General features: G+C 72.8%; 15 protein-coding genes and 2 tRNA genes. 4 read left to right on the plus strand and 13 right to left on the minus strand.

Annotated features, from left to right (window positions below; translation table 11 throughout):
• Positions 1-89: 89 nt before the first annotated feature.
• On the plus strand, positions 90-2888 hold the full coding sequence (gene ppc, locus ACIQOW_RS33965) for a phosphoenolpyruvate carboxylase (protein ID WP_401091520.1): 2799 nt from the start codon (positions 90-92) through the stop codon (positions 2886-2888).
• Between the two features lie 67 nt (positions 2889-2955).
• Here ppc and ACIQOW_RS33970 read toward each other — a convergent pair whose 3' ends face one another.
• From ACIQOW_RS33970 to ACIQOW_RS33995, 6 genes are all read right to left on the minus strand, one after another.
• Positions 2956-3279, minus strand: coding sequence for a hypothetical protein (locus tag ACIQOW_RS33970; RefSeq protein ID WP_401091522.1), 324 nt, complete (start codon positions 3277-3279; stop codon positions 2956-2958).
• A 145-nt stretch (positions 3280-3424) separates the two neighbouring features.
• Entirely contained in the window at positions 3425-4003 is a 579-nt protein-coding gene (pth, locus tag ACIQOW_RS33975) for an aminoacyl-tRNA hydrolase (RefSeq protein WP_188294707.1), read from the minus strand.
• 116 nt (positions 4004-4119) lie between these two features.
• Positions 4120-4707, minus strand: a complete 588-nt coding sequence (locus ACIQOW_RS33980) for a 50S ribosomal protein L25/general stress protein Ctc (RefSeq protein WP_188294708.1) — start codon at positions 4705-4707, stop codon at positions 4120-4122.
• A gap of 276 nt (positions 4708-4983) precedes the next feature.
• A complete protein-coding gene (locus tag ACIQOW_RS33985) occupies positions 4984-5961 on the minus strand; it encodes a ribose-phosphate diphosphokinase (protein ID WP_188294709.1) in 978 nt (325 codons plus the stop codon).
• Positions 5962-6163: 202 nt separating this feature from the next.
• The gene (glmU, locus tag ACIQOW_RS33990; RefSeq protein WP_401091525.1) at positions 6164-7618 is read right to left on the minus strand and encodes a bifunctional UDP-N-acetylglucosamine diphosphorylase/glucosamine-1-phosphate N-acetyltransferase GlmU; all 1455 of its coding nucleotides are present in this window, start codon (positions 7616-7618) and stop codon (positions 6164-6166) included.
• Positions 7619-7761: 143 nt separating this feature from the next.
• A tRNA-Gln gene (locus ACIQOW_RS33995) sits at positions 7762-7832 on the minus strand.
• 248 nt (positions 7833-8080) lie between these two features.
• Between ACIQOW_RS33995 and ACIQOW_RS34000 the strand changes: the two genes are divergently transcribed.
• Together ACIQOW_RS34000 and ACIQOW_RS34005 are read left to right on the plus strand one after the other, a co-directional pair.
• Positions 8081-9142 carry an acyl-CoA desaturase gene (locus ACIQOW_RS34000; RefSeq protein WP_401091527.1) on the plus strand — a complete coding sequence of 354 codons (1062 nt, stop codon included), beginning with the start codon at positions 8081-8083 and terminating at the stop codon, positions 9140-9142.
• A 212-nt stretch (positions 9143-9354) separates the two neighbouring features.
• Entirely contained in the window at positions 9355-9957 is a 603-nt protein-coding gene (locus ACIQOW_RS34005) for a TetR/AcrR family transcriptional regulator (RefSeq protein ID WP_030259955.1), read from the plus strand.
• A 90-nt stretch (positions 9958-10047) separates the two neighbouring features.
• On the opposite strand, the gene ACIQOW_RS34010 is transcribed toward ACIQOW_RS34005, so the two are convergent.
• Positions 10048-10839, minus strand: coding sequence for a methyltransferase domain-containing protein (locus tag ACIQOW_RS34010; protein WP_401091529.1), 792 nt, complete (start codon positions 10837-10839; stop codon positions 10048-10050).
• A 111-nt stretch (positions 10840-10950) separates the two neighbouring features.
• Here ACIQOW_RS34010 and ACIQOW_RS34015 point away from each other — a divergent pair, with 111 nt between their 5' ends.
• Entirely contained in the window at positions 10951-11448 is a 498-nt protein-coding gene (locus tag ACIQOW_RS34015; RefSeq protein ID WP_401091531.1) for a MarR family winged helix-turn-helix transcriptional regulator, read from the plus strand.
• Positions 11449-11544: 96 nt separating this feature from the next.
• Here ACIQOW_RS34015 and ACIQOW_RS34020 read toward each other — a convergent pair whose 3' ends face one another.
• From ACIQOW_RS34020 to ACIQOW_RS34045, 6 genes are all read right to left on the minus strand, one after another.
• Positions 11545-12558: a LuxR C-terminal-related transcriptional regulator gene (locus ACIQOW_RS34020; RefSeq protein WP_401091532.1), complete on the minus strand. Its 1014-nt coding sequence runs from the start codon at positions 12556-12558 to the stop codon at positions 11545-11547.
• Positions 12559-12902: 344 nt separating this feature from the next.
• Positions 12903-13865 (minus strand): UDP-glucose 4-epimerase GalE, encoded by a 963-nt coding sequence (gene galE, locus ACIQOW_RS34025; RefSeq protein WP_401091534.1) that lies wholly within the window; start codon positions 13863-13865, stop codon positions 12903-12905.
• 233 nt (positions 13866-14098) lie between these two features.
• Entirely contained in the window at positions 14099-14767 is a 669-nt protein-coding gene (locus ACIQOW_RS34030) for a LuxR C-terminal-related transcriptional regulator (RefSeq protein WP_188294716.1), read from the minus strand.
• A gap of 171 nt (positions 14768-14938) precedes the next feature.
• Positions 14939-15014 (minus strand) — tRNA-Thr (locus ACIQOW_RS34035).
• A 120-nt stretch (positions 15015-15134) separates the two neighbouring features.
• A complete protein-coding gene (locus ACIQOW_RS34040; RefSeq protein ID WP_401091536.1) occupies positions 15135-16469 on the minus strand; it encodes an MFS transporter in 1335 nt (444 codons plus the stop codon).
• Between the two features lie 177 nt (positions 16470-16646).
• Entirely contained in the window at positions 16647-17969 is a 1323-nt protein-coding gene (locus tag ACIQOW_RS34045) for a S8 family serine peptidase (RefSeq protein WP_401091538.1), read from the minus strand.
• Positions 17970-18017: the final 48 nt, after the last annotated feature.

The following is an 18017-nucleotide window of genomic DNA, read 5'->3' on the forward strand; positions in this document are numbered from 1 at the left end:
GCGCGGTCCGCACGCGTCACGCCCGCCACACCCGTGTGGACCTGTGACGATGAGCCGTTGCCGAACCCCACCACCACAGGGAGCCAGCCGTGACCGCTCCGGTCCCCACCCCGGCGGACAGCCCCACGCCCGTCACCGCCGACAACGCCGCCCTGCGGGCGGACATCCGGCGCCTCGGCGACCTGCTCGGCGAGACGCTGGTCCGCCAGGAGGGCCCCCAGCTGCTGGGCCTGGTCGAACAGGTCCGCCTGCTGAGCCGCACCGACGGCGAGGCCACCGCCGAACTCCTCTCCGACATCGACCTGGACACCGCCGCCAAGCTGGTCCGGGCGTTCTCCACCTACTTCCACCTCGCCAACGTCACCGAGCAGGTGCACCGCGGCCGCGAGTTCGCCACCCGCCGCGCCCGGGAGGGTTCGCTGCTCGCGCAGACCGCCGACCTGCTCGCCGAGGCCGACGCCAAGCACCTCCAGGACACCCTGGCCCACCTCGCGGTCCGCCCGGTCTTCACCGCGCACCCGACCGAGGCCGCCCGCCGCAGCGTCCTCAACAAGCTGCGCAGGATCGGCGAGCTCCTCGACCGCATCCACCGCGACGAGGTCACCTCCGGTCTGGCCGCCGCCGACCAGGCCCGCACCAGCAGCGCCAAGCGCTCCGCCGACCGCCGCCTGGCCGAGGTCATCGACCTGCTCTGGCAGACCGACGAGCTGCGCATCGCCCGCCCCGAGCCCACCGACGAGGCCCGCAACGCCGTCTACTACCTGGACGAGCTCTACCGCGAGGCCGTCCCCGAGGTCCTGGAGGAGCTGCACGAGGAGCTCGCCCGGGTCGGCCTCGGCCTGCCCGACGGCGTCCGGCCGCTCACCTTCGGCACCTGGATCGGCGGCGACCGCGACGGCAACCCCAACGTCACCCCGCAGGTCACCTGGGACGTCCTCAACCTCCAGCACGAGTACGGCATCAAGGACGCGCTCGCCGCGATCGACGACCTGCGCAGCACCCTCTCCACCTCCGAGCGGCTGGCCGGCGCCTCGGTCGAGCTGCTCGCCTCGCTCAACACCGACCTGCACCTGCTCCCCGAACTCAGCCCGCGCTACAAGCGGATGAACGCCGAGGAGCCGTACCGCCTCAAGGCCACCTGCATCCGGCTCAAGCTGGAGAACACCCGCGAGCGGCTGGCCGGCGGCACCCCGCACGTCGAGGGCCGCGACTACCTCGGCACCCGCGAGCTGATCTCCGACCTGCGGCTGATCCAGGACTCGCTGCGCGCCCACCGCGGCGAGCTCATCGCCGACGGCCGCCTGGCCCGCGCCATCCGCACCATCGAGGCGTTCGGCCTCCAGCTCGCCACCATGGACGTGCGCGAGCACGCCGAGGCCCACCACCACGCCCTCGGCCAGCTCTTCGACCGGCTCGGCGAGGAGGCCTGGCGCTACGCCGACATGCCCCGCGAGTACCGGCAGAAGCTGCTCGCCAAGGAGCTGCGCTCGCGCCGCCCGCTCGCCCCCACCCCGGCCCCGCTGGACGAGGCAGGCACCAAGACCCTCGGTGTGTTCAACACCATCCGCCAGGGCTTCGAGCGCTTCGGCGACGAGATCGTCGAGAGCTACATCATCTCGATGTGCCAGGGCGCCGACGACGTCTTCGCCGCCACCGTGCTGGCCCGCGAGGCCGGCCTGCTCGACCTGCACGCCGGCATCGCCAAGATCGGCATCGTGCCGCTGCTGGAGACCACCGACGAGCTCCAGCAGGCCGACCGCATCCTCGACGAGATGCTCTCCGACCCGTCCTACCGCCTGCTGGTCTCGCTGCGCGGCGACATCCAGGAGGTCATGCTCGGCTACTCCGACTCCTCCAAGTTCGGCGGCATCACCACCTCCCAGTGGGAGATCCACCGCGCCCAGCGCCGGCTGCGCGACGTCGCCCACCGCTACGGCATCCGGCTGCGCCTGTTCCACGGCCGCGGCGGCACCGTCGGCCGCGGCGGCGGCCCCTCGCACGAGGCCATCCTGGCCCAGCCCTGGGGCACCCTGGAGGGCGAGATCAAGGTCACCGAGCAGGGCGAGGTCATCTCCGACAAGTACCTGCTCCCCTCGCTGGCCAGGGAGAACCTGGAGCTGACCATCTCCGCCACGCTCTCCGCCTCCGCGCTGCACACCGCCCCGCGCCAGGCCCCCGAGTCGCTGGCCCGCTGGGACGCCGCGATGGACCAGGTCTCCGAGGCCGCCCACACCGCCTACCGCGGCCTGGTCGACCAGGAGGACCTGCCGAAGTACTTCTTCGCCTCCACCCCGGTCGACCAGCTGGCCTCGCTGCACCTGGGCTCCCGCCCGTCCCGCCGCCCCGACTCCGGCGCCGGCCTGGACGGCCTGCGGGCCATCCCGTGGGTGTTCGGCTGGACCCAGTCCCGGCAGATCGTCCCCGGCTGGTACGGCGTCGGCTCCGGCCTCGCCGCCGCCCGCGAGGCCGGCCTCGGCGACGTGCTGGACGAGATGTACGGCGAGTGGCACTTCTTCCGCAACTTCCTGTCCAACGTCGCCATGACGCTGGCCAAGACCGACCTGCGGATCGCCCGGCACTACGTCGAGCAGCTGGTGCCCGGCGAGCTGCGCCACGTCTTCGACCAGATCAAGGCCGAGCACGCCCTCACCCTGCGCGAGGTGCTCCGGCTCACCGGCGAGAGCGAACTGCTGGAGCACAACCCGGTGCTGAAGCAGACCTTCGGGGTCCGCGACGCCTACCTCGACCCGATCTCCTACCTCCAGGTCGCGCTGCTGCGCCGCCAGCGCGAGGAGCTCTCGGCCGGGCGCCAGGACGACCCGCTGCGCGCCCGCGCACTGCTGCTGACCGTCAACGGCATCGCCGCCGGTCTGCGCAACACCGGCTGACGGCCGGTCCGGAGAACGACCGAGGGGCCGGTGTCCAGGACACCGGCCCCTCGGTCGTGAGGTTCAGCTACTCCACGGCCTCGCCCGCGCGCTTGCGCTTCAGCCACAGCGCCGCGCCGCCGGCCGCCACCACCAGGCCGCCGCCGACCGCCAGCAGCCCCGCGTCGGGGCCCACCGAGTCGCCGAGCACCGGCCCGAACTGCGCCGCCGCTGGCTCCGGGGAGGCCCCCGCGTCCGGCTCCGCGACCGAGTCGGCGTGCGCCACCGCACCGCCCGACAGCAGGACCCCGGCCGCCCCCAGCGCACCGGCCGTGCCGACCCGCCGTCCGAGCTGCTTCAGCCGGACCACCCGGCTCCACCGCAGCCGGCGGAGCGGACGCAATCTCCGCATCGAGAACTCCCCAGGACTCGTTCGCGTACCGGGCCGACGCTATCCGATCCCGCACGGGGTTCTCACACCGATTCAGGTCCGGGCGGGCAAGCGTTGTACGACTGTTGCGTACTCCGCACACGGTCCTGACGAACGGTCAGGACGGTCAGGAGTTGTACGTCCCCTGGGCCCGCTCCAGCCCCTCGGACAGCAGCGCCTCGACCGCGTCCGCCGAGCGGTCGACGAACCACTCCAGCTCCTTGCGCTCGGTCGAGGAGAAGTCCTTCAGCACGAAGTCCGCGACCTCCATCCGGCCCGGCGGGCGGCCGATCCCGCAGCGCACCCGGTGGTAGTCGGGGCCCAGCGACTTGGTGATCGACTTCAGCCCGTTGTGGCCGTTGTCCCCGCCGCCCAGCTTCAGCCGCAGCGCCGCGTAGTCGATGTCCAGCTCGTCGTGGACCGCGACCAGCGCCGAGGCCGGCGCCTTGTAGAAGTCGCGCAGCGCCGTCACCGGCCCGCCGGAGAGGTTCATGAAGGTCATCGGCTTGGCCAGCACCACCCGCCTGCCCGCCAGCCGTCCCTCGGCCACCTGCGCCCGGCTCTTGTGCGCCTTGAACCTGGCGCCCATCCGCTGCGCCAGCAGGTCCACCACCATGAAGCCGATGTTGTGCCGGTTCCGGGCGTACTGCTCGCCCGGGTTGCCCAGCCCCACCACCAGCCACGGGCCCTCGTACTCGTCCGCCATGGTCCTTCCTCTCCCTCGGGGCGTGTCCGCCCTCGTCGTCATCATCCCGGACACACCGCTGCCCCGGACGCTCCGACGGGAGCGACCGGGGCAGCGGTCCAGACTGGCGGGGAGGCTCAGGCCTCGGTGCCCTCGGCCTCGGCGGCCTCGTCCTCGGCCGGGGCGGCCTGGGCGCCGATGACCTGCAGCACGACGGCGTCGGCCTCGACGGCCAGGGTGACGCCGGCCGGCAGGACGATGTCCTTGGCGAGGATGGAGGCACCGGCCTCCAGGCCCTCGACCGAGACGGTCACGGACTCGGGCAGGTGGGTGGCCTCGGCCTCGATCGGCAGGGCGTTCAGCACGTGCTCGAGCAGGTTGCCGCCGGGGGCCAGCTCGCCCTCGGTGAGGACCGGGATCTCGACGGTGACCTTCTCGCCGCGCTTGACCAGCAGCAGGTCGACGTGCTCGATGGTGCGCTTGATGGCCTCGCGCTGGACGGCCTTCGGCAGCACGTACTCGTCGGTGCCCTCGATCGGCACGACCAGCAGGGCGTTCGGGGTCTTCAGGGCCATCATCAGGTCGTGGCCGGGCAGGTTCAGGTGAACCGGGGCGTGGCCGTGGCCGTAGACGACACCCGGGACGAAGCCGGCACGGCGGGCGCGACGGGCGGCACCCTTGCCGAACTCGGTGCGGGTCTCAGCGGCAATACGGATCTCGGACACGACTGCACTCCTCGTGGGAACTGGCGCGGGGGTGCAGGCAACGCGAAAAACCGCCGGGACCACACCCTCAGTACGGGGGTTACTCGGCGGCAACGGCCTGCCGGCGGACGGGAATCCGGCACCGGCAGCGCGTCGATCACGGAGCGGGCGCCCGTCGAACAGGCGCACGGCATCCCTCGCCGAGCAGTTTCACGAGTCTAACCGCACCGACGCCCTCCCGCGAAATCGGCGGCGGCCCCGGTCCGTCCGGACCGGGGCCGCCTGCACGGGCCTTCGTCAGTGCACGCCCTCGAAGAGGCTGGTGACCGAGCCCTCCTCGAACACCTCGCGGATCGCGGCGGCGATCGACGGGGCGATGGACAGCGTGGTGATCTTGTCCAGCTGGATCGACGCCGGGGTGGGCAGCGTGTTGGTGAACACGAACTCGCTCACCCGCGAGTTCTTCAGCCGGTCCGCGGCCGGGCCGGACAGCACACCGTGGGTGGCCGCCACCACGACGTCAGCGGCGCCGTTGTCGAACAGCGCGTCGGCCGCGGCGCAGATGGTGCCGGCGGTGTCGATCATGTCGTCGACCAGGACGCAGACCCGGTCCTTGACGTCACCGACGACGTCGGCCGACAGGATGGTGTTGGCCTGGGTGATGTCGCGGCGCTTGTGGATGATCGCCAGCGGGGCGTCCAGCCGGTCGCACCACTGGTCGGCGACCTTCACGCGGCCGGCGTCCGGCGAGACGACGGTGAGCTTGGAGCGGTCCACCTTCCCGCCGATGTAGTCGGCCAGCAGCGGCAGCGCGAACAGGTGGTCCACCGGACCGTCGAAGAAGCCCTGGATCTGCGCGGTGTGCAGGTCCACGGCCATCAGGCGGTCGGCACCGGCCTGGCGCAGCAGGTCGGCGACCAGGCGGGCCGAGATGGGCTCGCGACCGAGGTGCTTCTTGTCCTGGCGGGCGTAGCCGTAGAACGGCAGGATCGCGGTGATGCTCTTGGCGGAGGCCCGCTTCAGAGCGTCGATCATGATCAGCTGTTCCATGATCCACTGGTTGATGGGAGCCGTGTGGCTCTGCATCACGAAGCAGTCCGCACCGCGCGCGGAGTCCAGGAAGCGGACGTAGATCTCGCCGTTGGCGAAGTCCAGGGCCTTGGTGGGGACCAGTTCGGTCCCGAGCGCCTCGGCCACCTCCCTCGCCAGCTCCGGGTGGGCACGGCCGGAGAAGAGTTTCAGCTTCTTCTCACCCGACGTCGTGATCCCGCTCACTGCACCGTCTCCTCGCGTTGCGAACGCTGAACCCTCGACCCGGTGCGGGCAGGCAGGGCCCGCTCGCGGCATGGGTTGGGGAAATGTCGGTACGCCTGGACACGGGCGGTAAGCCCAGTGGCGCACGTATGTCCCCCAGGTTACGCGCCCGCGCAGAAACCGTCCGCCTCGGGACCCCGGCCCCGGGCCCCGCCCCGCCCGCTCAGGCCCGCCCGGCCCCGTCCGCCACCGCCTTCGCGGCCTGCGCGGATTCCGTCCCGGGGCGCTTGCGCTCGACCCAGCCCTCGATGTTGCGCTGCGTCGAACGGTTCACGCCGAGCGCGCCGGCCGGAACGTCGGTGGTGATCACCGAGCCGGCGCCGGTGTAAGCGCCGTCACCGATAGTGACCGGGGCGATGAACATGTTGTCCGAACCGGTTCGGCAGTGCGCGCCGATGACCGTGCGGTGCTTGTTCACGCCGTCGTAGTTCACGGTGACCGAGGCCGCGCCGACGTTGGTGCCCTCGCCGATCGTGGCGTCGCCGATGTAGGACAGGTGCGGCACCTTGGCGCCCTCGCCCAGCTCGGAGTTCTTCACCTCGACGTAGGTGCCGACCTTCGCCTTGCGGGCCAGCCTGGCCCCCGGCCTGAGGTAGGCGTACGGGCCCACGGAGGCCTGCTCGCCCACCTCGGCGCGGTCGGCCGTGGTGTTGCTCACGCGGGCGCCGGCGCCGACCCCGGTGTCCCTGAGGGTCGAGTTCGGGCCCACCTCGCAGCCCTCGCCCAGGTGCGTGGCGCCCTGGAGCTGGGTGTTGGGCAGCACGACGGCGTCCGGCTCGTACGTCACCTGGACGTCGAGCCAGGTGGTCGCCGGGTCGACCACGGTGACGCCCGCGCGCATCGCCCGCTCCAGCAGGCGGTCGTTCAGCAGCCGGCGGGCCTGCGCCAGCTGGACCCGGTCGTTGATGCCCAGGATGTCCCGGTGGTCCTCGGCCACCACGGCGCCGACCCGGTGGCCCGCCGTGCGCAGGATCTCCAGGGTGTCGGTCAGGTACTCCTCGCCCTGTGAGTTGTCCGTGGTGAGCTCGCCCAGCGCCTCGGTGAGCAGCTTGGCGTCGAAGGCGAAGACGCCGGAGTTGATCTCGGTGATCGCGCGCTGGGTGGCGGTGGCGTCCCGCTCCTCGACGATCGAGGCGACGGTGCCGTCCTCGTCGCGCAGGATGCGGCCGTAGCCGAAGGGCTCCGGGACGACGGCGGTCAGCACGGTGACGCCGTTGCGCTGCGCCGTGTGCGCGTCCGCCAGCCGGCGCAGGGTCTCGCCGGTCAGCAGCGGCGAGTCGCCGGCGGTGACGATGACGGTGCCGTCCAGCTCCACGCCGTCGGCGGTCAGCGACTCCAGCGCCGTGCGCACGGCGTGCCCGGTGCCGTTCTGCTCCTCCTGCACCGCGGTGCGCGCGGCCGGATAGTGCTCCGCCAGGTGCGCCACGACCAGCTCGCGCTGGTGGCCGACCACCACGACCAGCTGGCCGGGCGTCAGTTCCCGGGCCGCCGAGACCGCATGACCCACCAACGAGCGCCCGCACACCTCGTGCAGCACCTTGGGCAGCTTGTTCGACTTCATCCGGGTCCCGCCACCGGCGGCGAGCACGACAACGGCGGCAAGCGAATTGGCACCCATGGGGGGAGGCTCCTCGGTAGGTTCACGGAGAGGGCAGAGCAGGCCCGGCCGGGACCCAGGCCGGTCGCCATTCGCACAGTCCGCCGAGCAGCACCGACAATACCGGCGCGGTCGAAATCGCCCGAACCAGAGGCGCGCAGAGGCTCCGCCGCTAGGATTCGAACCCAGACAAAGGCCTCCAAAGGGCCCTGTGCTGCCATTACACCACGGCGGACAGTCGTGTCAGACCCTACCCGAGAGGGCCCTGCCGTGGGTATCGACTTGCACCGATCCGCGGGCCCGTTTCCGGCCTCCGCGACCGGCCCGGCGCGCCCCCGGTTCATCCATCCAGTCGGGTGAATTCACTCAAGCGCCGCGCTGCGATGTGTTCCCCTGGACACGGAGCGCAACCTACGATGCCGTAGGTTACGCAACCGTAGGATCCGCTTCTCTCCCGTTCCGGGACGCCGCAAAGGGACGCCCATGACCATCCAGGCAGGCGAGGCGCGCGCGGGGAACACGTCCCCCACTCCGTCTCCCGATACCGATCCCGCCGAAGCCGGCGAGACCACCGATTCCGACGACACCGCCGGCACCACCGGCCCCGACACCACCGGTCCCGACGCCGCGGCCACCCGGCTGTCCGCCACCCGCGGCGGCGAGAAGCAGGGCCTCGCCGAACGGATCGCGCTCGGCCTGTTCATCCTCGTGCCGTTCACCGCCCTGGTGGCCGCCGTCCCGGTGGCCTGGGGATGGGGCCTGGGCTGGACGGACCTCGCGATCGCCGTCACCATGTACTTCCTCACCTGCCACGGCGTCACCGTCGGCTACCACCGCTACTTCACCCACGGCGCGTTCAAGGCCAACCGCCCGGTGCGCCTGGCCCTGGCGGTCGCCGGGAGCCTCGCGGTCGAGGGCCCGCTGGTGCGCTGGGTGGCCGACCACCGCAAGCACCACCGGTTCAGCGACAAGGACGGCGACCCGCACTCCCCGTGGCGCTACGGGGAAAGCCTCCCGGCGCTGATGAAGGGCCTCTGGTGGGCCCACATGGGCTGGCTGTTCGACGAGGAGCAGACCTCTCAGCTCACCTACGCCCCGGACCTGGTGCGCGACCCGGCCATAAGGCGGATCTCCCGGCTGTTCTGGCTCTGGACCACCCTCTCGCTGCTGCTGCCCGCGCTGGTCGGCGGCCTGGTGAGCCTCTCCTGGGAGGGCGCGCTGTCCGCCTTCTTCTGGGGCTCGCTGGTCCGGGTGGCGCTGCTGCACCACGTCACCTGGTCGATCAACTCGATCTGCCACGCGGTGGGCCGGCGCCCGTTCCGCTCCCGGGACCGCTCCGGCAACGTCTGGTGGCTCGCCGTGCTCTCCTGCGGGGAGTCCTGGCACAACCTGCACCACGCCGACCCGACCGCGGCCAGGCACGGGGTGCTGCGCGGGCAGATCGACTCCTCGGCCCGGCTGATCCGCTGGTTCGAGCTGGCCGGCTGGGTCCGGGACGTCCGCTGGCCGGACGCGGAGCGGATCGCCGCCCGCCGCGCCGCATGAGGCGGCGCTTCCAGCATGATGTAGGGGTGAACGGGAGCAGCGCAGACAGCACAGGCGGTCACCACGGCACGCGGACGGACGCCGCGCCCGCTACGGCGCCGGCCCGTCCGCGGGCCGCTGCACCGGCGGCCGGCTCCGCCGACGGAGGCCCCGCCCGGGGCGCCGGCGGCGGCTCGACCCCGACCCCGCGCCGCCGGGGCGGCCGGGTCCGGATGACCGGCAAGCAGCGGCGCGAGCAGCTGCTGGAGATCGGCCGGACGGTCTTCGCGGAGCGCGGCTACGACGGCACCTCGGTGGAGGAGATCGCCGAGCGCGCCGGGGTGTCCAAGCCCGTGGTGTACGAGCACTTCGGCGGCAAGGAGGGGCTGTACGCGGTCGTGGTCGACCGCGAGATGCAGCTGCTGCTGGACATGGTGACCGGGGCGCTGACCGGCGGCCACTCCCGCGAGCTGCTGGAGCAGGCCGCGTTCGCGCTGATGGACTACATCGACACCTCGACGGACGGCTTCCGGATCCTGGTCAGGGACTCCCCGGTGGCCCAGTCGACCGGCACCTTCGCCTCGCTGATCAGCGACATCGCCACGCAGGTGGAGGACATCCTCGGGCTGGAGTTCAAGTCGCGCGGCTTCGACGCCCGGCTGGCCCCGATGTACTCGCAGATGCTGGTCGGCATGGTCGCGCTGACCGGGCAGTGGTGGCTGGAGGTCCGCAAGCCGGACAAGGCGACGGTGGCGGCGCACCTGGTGAACCTCGCCTGGCACGGGCTGGAGGGCCTGGAGCGGCACCCGAGGCTGGTCGGCGACCGCAAGGGCTGAGGCCCGGCCGCCCCTGGGTCCCGGTCTGACGCCGGGCGCCGGCCTGACACCGGGCGCCGGCCCGACACCGGCCTGACGCCGCGCGCGGACCTACCGCCGGGTGCCGACCGCGAAGATCCGCCGGAACGGGAACACCGTCCCGTACGGCCCCGCCGGGTACGCCTCGCGCAGCAGCCGCCCGTACTCGGTGAGGAAGGCGGCCCGGTCGGCCGGGTCGGTGAGCCTGGTGAGGACCGGGCGCAGCGCCGTGCCCTTGACCCACTCCAGGACCGGGTCGGGCCCCGGCAGCAGGGTGCGGTACGTGGTCTCCCAGACGTCGGGGAGGCAGCCGGCCGCGGCCAGCGCGTCGAGGTAGCGCTCGGGCGGGTGGACGCCGGCCCTGACCGCCTCCCCACCGAGCACGTCCCGCCAGCGGGCGCCGCGGCGCAGCCCGGCGAGCAGGGTGTGGCTCGGGGCGTCGAAGTTGCCCGGCACCTGGAAGGCGAGCACCCCGCCGGGTTCGAGGGCGTCCGCCCAGCGCGGCAGCAGCGCCAGGTGCCCGTCCACCCACTGGAGGGTGGCGTTGGAGACGATCAGGTCGGGCCGGGCCGGGGCCGGGTCGTAGTCGCGGGCGTCGGCGAGCAGGTAGTCGGCGCCGGGCTCGCCCTCGGTGCGGGCGGTGGCGAGCATCGGGGCGGAGTTGTCGACGCCGGTGAGGCGGGCGTGCGGCCAGCGTTCGCGCAGCACGGCGGTGGAGTTGCCGGGGCCGCAGCCGATGTCCAGGATCACCTCGGCTCCGGGGTGCGGAAGGGCGGGGACGCGGGCGAGCAGGTCGTGCAGCGGGCGGGTGCGTTCGTCGGCGAAGCGCAGGTACTGCGCCGGGTCCCAGACGGGGCTGGTCATGGTTCACCTCGCAGGTATCTCGACATCAAGATATCTCGCGGTAGCCTTGCTGGCACATTTCTCGATGTCAAGAGACTTCACATCGACACATCCACCGATACACTGATCGTCATGGAGGACGAGGTCGACAGGCTGGTCGCAGCATGGCGCCGGGAGCGCCCCGACCTCGACGTGGAGCCGCTGGAGGTGCTCAGCCGGGTCAGCCGGCTCGCCCGGCACCTGGACCGCGCCCGCCGCACCGCCTTCGCCGAGCACGGCCTGGAACCCTGGGAGTTCGACGTCCTGACCGCCCTGCGGCGGGCCGGCTCCCCGTACCAGCTCTCCCCCGGGCAACTGCTCACCCAGACCCTGGTCACCTCCGGCACCATGACCAACCGGATCGACCGGCTCACCGGCAAGGGCCTGGTCAAGCGCCTGCCCGACCCGGACGACCGGCGCGGCGTGCTGGTCCGGCTCACCGGCGACGGCCGCGACCGCGCCGACCAGGCGCTCGCCGGACTGCTCGCCCACGAACGCGAACTGCTCGCCCAGCTCACCGGCGGCCAGCAGACCGAACTCGCGGCGCTGCTACGGCGGCTGGTCGCGCCGTTCGACAACATCCCGGGCTGACGGGCCTCCGGACGACTCCTTCTCGGACGGTCTTCCGCGGGCGGCTCTCCCGTGGGCGGCTCCTCCCCGGGCGGCCCCTCCGCGGGCCGGGTTCCGTCAGGGGCGCTCGACGGTGCTGGCCACCGAGGGCGGCGGGGGCACGGCCGGTTCGGCGGGGCTGACCCCGGCCCGGCGGGCGACCGCGACGGCCGCCAGCGTGGAGTGCACCCCTAGCTTGCCCAGCACGTTCTGCATGTGCGTCCGGACGGTGTGCGGCGACAGGTAGAGCCGCTCCGCGACGGCCTGCCGGCCGAGGCCCGCGACCATGCAGCGCAGGATCTGCTTCTCCCGCGGGGTGAGGGTGTCCACCAGCCGCTCGCTCTCGGTGCGGTCCCGCCGGGCGGTGGTGAGCTCCCGGATCACCCCGGTGAGCAGCGCGGGCGGCAGGTGCGTCTCGTCCCGCAGCACGCCCCGGATCACCGCGAGCAGCCGGGCCAGCGAACTCTCCTTGGCCACCCAGCCGGTGGCGCCGGCGTGCAGGGCGCGGGCGGCACGGTGCGGGTCGTCGGCGATGGCCAGGACCACGGCGCGCAGCCCGGGGTGGGCGCGGCGGAGCCGGGCGAGCAGGGTGATGCCGTCGGGCGGCGGGGCCGCGGGTCTGAGCTGGTCACCCCGCAGCGGGTCCATCGCGGGACGGACACCGGGCGACAGCCCACCCGACAGCGGGACCGGCGGCACCGCCGGGCGGCGCGGCTGCGGCACCGGCGGGGTCCCCCTGCGCCGGGCCTCGTCGCCGTGCTCCGCGCCGGGTCGCCTGCGGGCGGCGGCGGGCAGTCCGTGCACTCCGGGCGTCCCCGGACCGCCGGTCACCCCCGAACCACCGACAGTCCCCAGGCCTCCGGCCGCTCCCGCCGGGCCGGCCGCCTCCGCACCGAGGGCGCCGAGGTCGGCGTCGATCAGTGCCACGTCGTAGGCCCGGCCCTCACCGGCCGCCCGTTCCAAGGCCCGCTCGGCGGCGGCGGCACTGCCGGCCGCCCCCACCTCCACGTCCGGCTCGGCGGCGAGCGCCGCGGCCAGTGCCTCGGCGAAGATCCGGTGGTCGTCGACCACCAGGACGCGAATCCGCGCCATCGTCCCTCCCCCTGCTCAGACCGCCCGAGCCCGGGGGCGGGTACCGGCCCGGCATCCGTGTCCCGGACCTGCGGCTCCGCCCGCCCACCGATGGTCGGTGAGACCGAAAGGGCGCCGGCCCCCACCGGTACCGCACTCAGCGTACGGGGCGGGAAACGCGCTCGTGGCGATATGGTGAAGTTTCGTCAGAAGACGCGTGAGTGGCCGGACTTGACCCCTCGGGGGCCGCCCGGGGGCCGCTCCCGGAACGTCCGGGAGCGGCACCCCGCGGTGGTCGGGCCTGCGGCTGCCGGCCTTCGCGTACCAGCGTGTTGCTCACCGGCCTTCGCGTACCGGCGTGTTGCTCACTCCCCGTTGTTCGCCAGGGTGAACTTCCAGGCGTCGGAGACGATGTCGTCCAGGTTCGCGCGGCGCGGGGTCCAGCCGAGCGCCTCGTGGGCACGGGCGGCCGAGGCCACCAGCACCGCCGGGTCGCCGGCCCGACGGCCGGCGACCTGCACCGGGATCTCCCGGCCGGTGACGCGCTTGACCGACTCGATCACCTCGCGGACCGAGAAGCCGCTGCCGTTGCCCAGGTTGCAGATCAGGTGCTCGCCCGGCTTGGCCGCGTCCAGCGCCAGCAGGTGCGCCTCGGCCAGGTCCGCGACGTGGATGTAGTCGCGGATGCAGGTGCCGTCCGGGGTCGGGTAGTCGTCGCCGTACACCGCGATGTGCGGGCGCTTGCCCAGCGCGGCCTGGAAGACCAGCGGGATCAGGTGCGACTCGGGGTCGTGCCGCTCGCCGTACGCGCCGTACGCGCCGGCCACGTTGAAGTAGCGCAGCGAGACGGCGGCCAGGCCGTGGGCGACGGCCTCACTGGTGATCAGGTGGTCCACGGCGAGCTTGGTGGCGCCGTAGGTGTTGGTCGGCGCGGTGCGGGCCGTCTCGGCGATCGGCACGGCCTCCGGCTCGCCGTAGGTGGCGGCGGTGGAGGAGAACACCAGCTTGCGCACGCCGGCCGCGCGCATCGCGCTGATCAGCTCCAGCGAGCCGGCCACGTTGTTGCGCCAGTACTTCTCCGGGTCCGCGACCGACTCGCCGACCTGCGAGGAGGCGGCGAAGTGCAGCACGCCGTCGAAGGAGCCGTCCAGCACCGTCCCGGCCTCCTGGATCCTGCCCTCGACGAACTCGGCACCGGCCGGGACGCCCTCACGGAAGCCGGTGGAGAGATCGTCCAGGACGGTCACCTGGTGCCCCGCCTCCAGCAGGTGAGCGGCGACCACGCTGCCGACGTAACCGGCGCCACCCGTGACCAGGTACTTACTCATGTTGCGACCTCCAGCGAACGACGGTCCGCCCGGCGGGCGGGAGCCATCGACGGAATGCGAACGACTGGGCTCATTCTCCCAATCCCATCGGGGTGCTCAGGACCACCCGGGCGACCGCTTCCGGCCTCTTCACCCGGTCCCCGGCCCCCGGACACCCGCCGTCTCCCGCGGGTCGCCTCCGCCGGCCCTCGCCGCCGGCTCCGGCGGCTCCGTCCGGGCTCCTCCCGCGGCCCTCAGCCCCCGGCCATCCGCTCCAGCAGACCGGTGCGCGCCGCCACCGCGGCCGCCTCCAGCCTGGTCCGCGCGCCGAGCTTCATCAGCACCCGCTGGACGTGGGTACGGGCGGTGCTGGCGGCGATCCGCATCCCGGCGGCGATCGCCGCGGTGTCCTCGCCGTCCGCGATCCGGGTCAGCACCTGCACCTCACGGCGGGTCAGCAGCCGCAGCAGCCGGACGGCCTCGTCGTCCGGTTCGGCCACCGGGCGCAGCAGTTGGTCGAAGGCCCCGCGCAGGATGTCCACCGCGACCGCGGCCTCGCCCGCGCGCGCCCGTCCGATCGCCCGCTCGACCACTTCGATCCGCTCGTCGCTGGGCACGTAGCCGGCCGCCCCTGCCGCGAACGCCCCTGCGACACCGCGTAGTTCACCCACCGGGCCGAGCACGATCACAGCCACCTCCGGGCGTTCGCGACGGATCCGGCGCAGCCCGTCGAAGGCCTCCGACTCCCCCGGAGCGGCCACCCCAAGCAGGCACACCTCGGGCCGCCGCCCGACCACCAGGTCCGCGGCGACGCCGGCCGGCGAGCCGACCGCGAGCACCCGGTGTCCGCGCAGCTGAAGTGCGGTGGCCAGCGCCTCGGCCAGCAGCCGGTGGTCGTCCACCACCACGAGTCGAACGCCCATGACGCCCTCCCGGTCGGGGTCCGGCTCGCGCCCGCACCCCTCGGGCCGGGCGGCCGATGACGCACCATCACAGCGCATTCCGTACCCGACCCGCTAGGCCGTGGCGTGTCGCCGGTGCGGAACAGGCCGGAGAACGCGAAAGACCCCCGCCGCGAGGCGAGGGTCTTTCTGTGGAGCCCCCATGCGGAATCGAACCGCAGACCTTCTCCTTACCATGGAGACGCTCTACCGACTGAGCTATAGGGGCTTGCCGGGCTTTTCGCCGGGCCGGTCGAACAAGGAAGACATTACACGGCTCCGGGTCCGGAAGGGAAATCGGTCCTCCGGGCCGACCGCGCCCGCGCCGCCGGCCGGGCCGCGCACGCTCCTACGCCGCCGGGTCCGTCCCCAGCAGGGGCGTCCGGCGTCGGCCGCCGTCCACCGGCCCGAGCTCCGCGCCGAGGGTCTCCGGCAGCAGCCGCAGGCACCCCAGGGCCAGCAGGCCCAGCGCCGCCAGGTACCAGCCCACCGGCTGCGCCGTCCCGTACGTCCCGGTCAGCCGGGTGGCCACCAGCGGCGTCGTCGCACCGCCGATCACCCCGCCGAGGTTGTACGTCAGCGCCGCGCCCGTGTAGCGCACCCGGGTCGGGAACAGCTCCGGCAGGAACGCCGCCACCGGCCCGAACACGCAGCCCAGCACGGCCATCGCCCCCGCCAGCGCGACGAACATCAGCGGCCGGCTCACCGTCTCCAGCAGCGGGAACAGCGCCGGCGACCAGACCGCGGCCAGGCCCGTCGCCCACCGCAGGGTCCGCCGCCTGCCCCACCGGTCACTGCGCGAGGCGCTCAGCCACACCGTCGCGGCCATGCCCACCGCGCCGGCCAGCAGCATCGACAGCATCAGCGTGCTCGGCACCCCGAGCCCGGTCGTCGCGTACGCCAGCGCGTACGTCGTGGTCAGGTAGAACAGCGCGTACCCCACGGTGATCGCCCCACCGCCCGCCAGCACCGGGCGCCAGTGCCCGCGCAGCACCTCCAGCACCGGCAGCCGCTCCCGGGACTCCTCCGTCCGGAACAGCGGCGACTCCTCGATCCGCAGCCGTACGAACAGCCCCACCGCGACCATGACGAACGAGGCCAGGAACGGCACCCGCCAACCCCAGGCACGGAACGCCCCCTCGTCCAGGCCGAGTTGCAGCGCCAGGAACACCCCGTTCGCCAGCACGAACCCGATCGTCGGCCCCAGCTGCAGGAACCCCCCGTACCGCCCCCGCCGCCCCGCCGGCGCGTTCTCCGCGATCAGCAGCGCCGCACCGCCCCACTCCCCGCCCAACCCGACGCCCTGGCACACCCGCAGCACCACCAGCACCGCCGGCGCCCACCAGCCCCACACCGCGTACCCCGGCAGCAGCCCCACCGCCGCCGTCGCCAGCCCCATCAGCAGCAGCGACACCACCAGCGTCGCCTTCCGCCCCACCCGGTCCCCGAAGTGCCCGAACACCACCGCCCCCACCGGCCGGGCCAGGAACGCCACCGCGTACACCGAGAACGCCGCCAACAGCGCCCCCACCGTGCCCAGTCCGGGAAAGAACACCGGCCCGAACACCAACGCGGCGGCCGTGCCGTAAATGAAGAAGTCGTAGAACTCGATCGCCGTCCCGATCAACGCCGCAGTCGCCGCCCGCCGCAACTGCCCGGCCTGCCAAGCACCCTCCGCATCCATACCACCACCCTCGCCACCCCATTCGGCCCTGGCCAGCCCCCACCCGAGTGACCCCGGCGCACACCCCACCACCCCACGCCGCCCCGCACTCCCCGCTCGCCGTCCGCCGCCCGCCGACACAGACGAGGGCGCCGGGATGAACCCGACGCCCTCGTGCCCGCTGTCCCGCCAACGCACCTACCGCGCGTACGGGTTGTCCTCCGGCGGCACCGGCGGCCGATACGACGGCGGAGGCGGCGCCACCGCCCCCAGCGGCTGCTGCGCCGACACCGGCGGGGCCTGGATCTCCGACTGCACGACCGGCTTCCGCCGACGCCGCACCACCGCGAACACCACACCCGCCACCAGCACCAGACCCGCCACCACACCCGCCACGATCGGCACCGCACTGCCCGAACCCGACGCCCCCTCCGCCTTCGGCTGCACCGTCGACCCACCGGCCGCCACATCGGTCGGACTCTCGGTCGGCACCGGCGCCGCCGACGCAACAACAGACGAACTTGCCGAAGGCAACCCCACGGGCGGCGTAGCCGTGTTGACGGGAATCGGCGACACGTCCGCCGGCCCGGGATCACCCGGATCCGTCAACGCGATACGCGGCCGCACCGCACCGTAGCCGACGATGTCGTTGCGGGGTGACCCGTCATTCGGCTTTCCCGCAGTGTTGATGAGAACCCGCAGGACCTGGTTCCCCGTCCAGTCCTTGTGGACGGCCCAGACCAATGCCGCCGAGGCCGACACCAAAGCGGTCGAGTCCGAGGTCCCATGGCTCTTGCAGTAACCCGTGGCACCGGTGCAGGCGGACATTACGTCCTGACCAGGTGCGATGAACGCTACTTGCGGGCCCCGTTCGGACTCCGCCGTGACGGTGCCGTTCTGGTCCGAGGCCCCGACGCCGACCACACCCGGAAGTGCCCCCGGATACTCGACCAGATTTCCCTTGTCGGCCCCGTTCCCGACGCTGGCAAATACCAGAACGCCCTTCGCGCGGGCTCCTGCGATGATCCCATTCAGTTTCGCCACATCAGCCGGGAGGGCCGTTACCGCCTCGATGCCCTGCGAGATGTTGATGACCTTCGCCCCTTGGTCCACCGCATAAGTGATGGACTGGCCGATCTGATCAAGGAAGTCGGTCGATACGAGCGATCCGACCTTACCGGTGTTGATCTTCAACGGAAGGATCTTGGTGCCAGGCGCCAGCCCCTGCGCGCCGGTCCCCCCGTTTCCCCTGCCAGTACCGGCGATGAGGCTGGAGATGGCAGTACCGTGGCCGTCCGCGAACGACCCCACACCACCAGGGCTTCCACTGAAGTCCTTGCCCGGCAGGAACTGTCCATCCAGGTCTGGATGATCGAACTTGAACCCGCTGTCGATCACCGCGACAGTGACGCCCTGCCCCTTGGTCACCTGCCACATCTCCGCAGCGCGCATGGCCTCCAGATGCCACTGCTGCTGCCGAATCGTGTCCTCGGCAATGGCCGGCGTCACCACAGTCCCCACCGCACACAGACTCACAGCCCCAAGGCACACAAACCTACGAGCCCACAT

Origin of the sequence: Kitasatospora sp. NPDC091335 (assembly GCF_044757205.1) — a bacterium.
In the GTDB taxonomy this organism is placed as follows: Bacteria; Actinomycetota; Actinomycetes; order Streptomycetales; family Streptomycetaceae; genus Kitasatospora.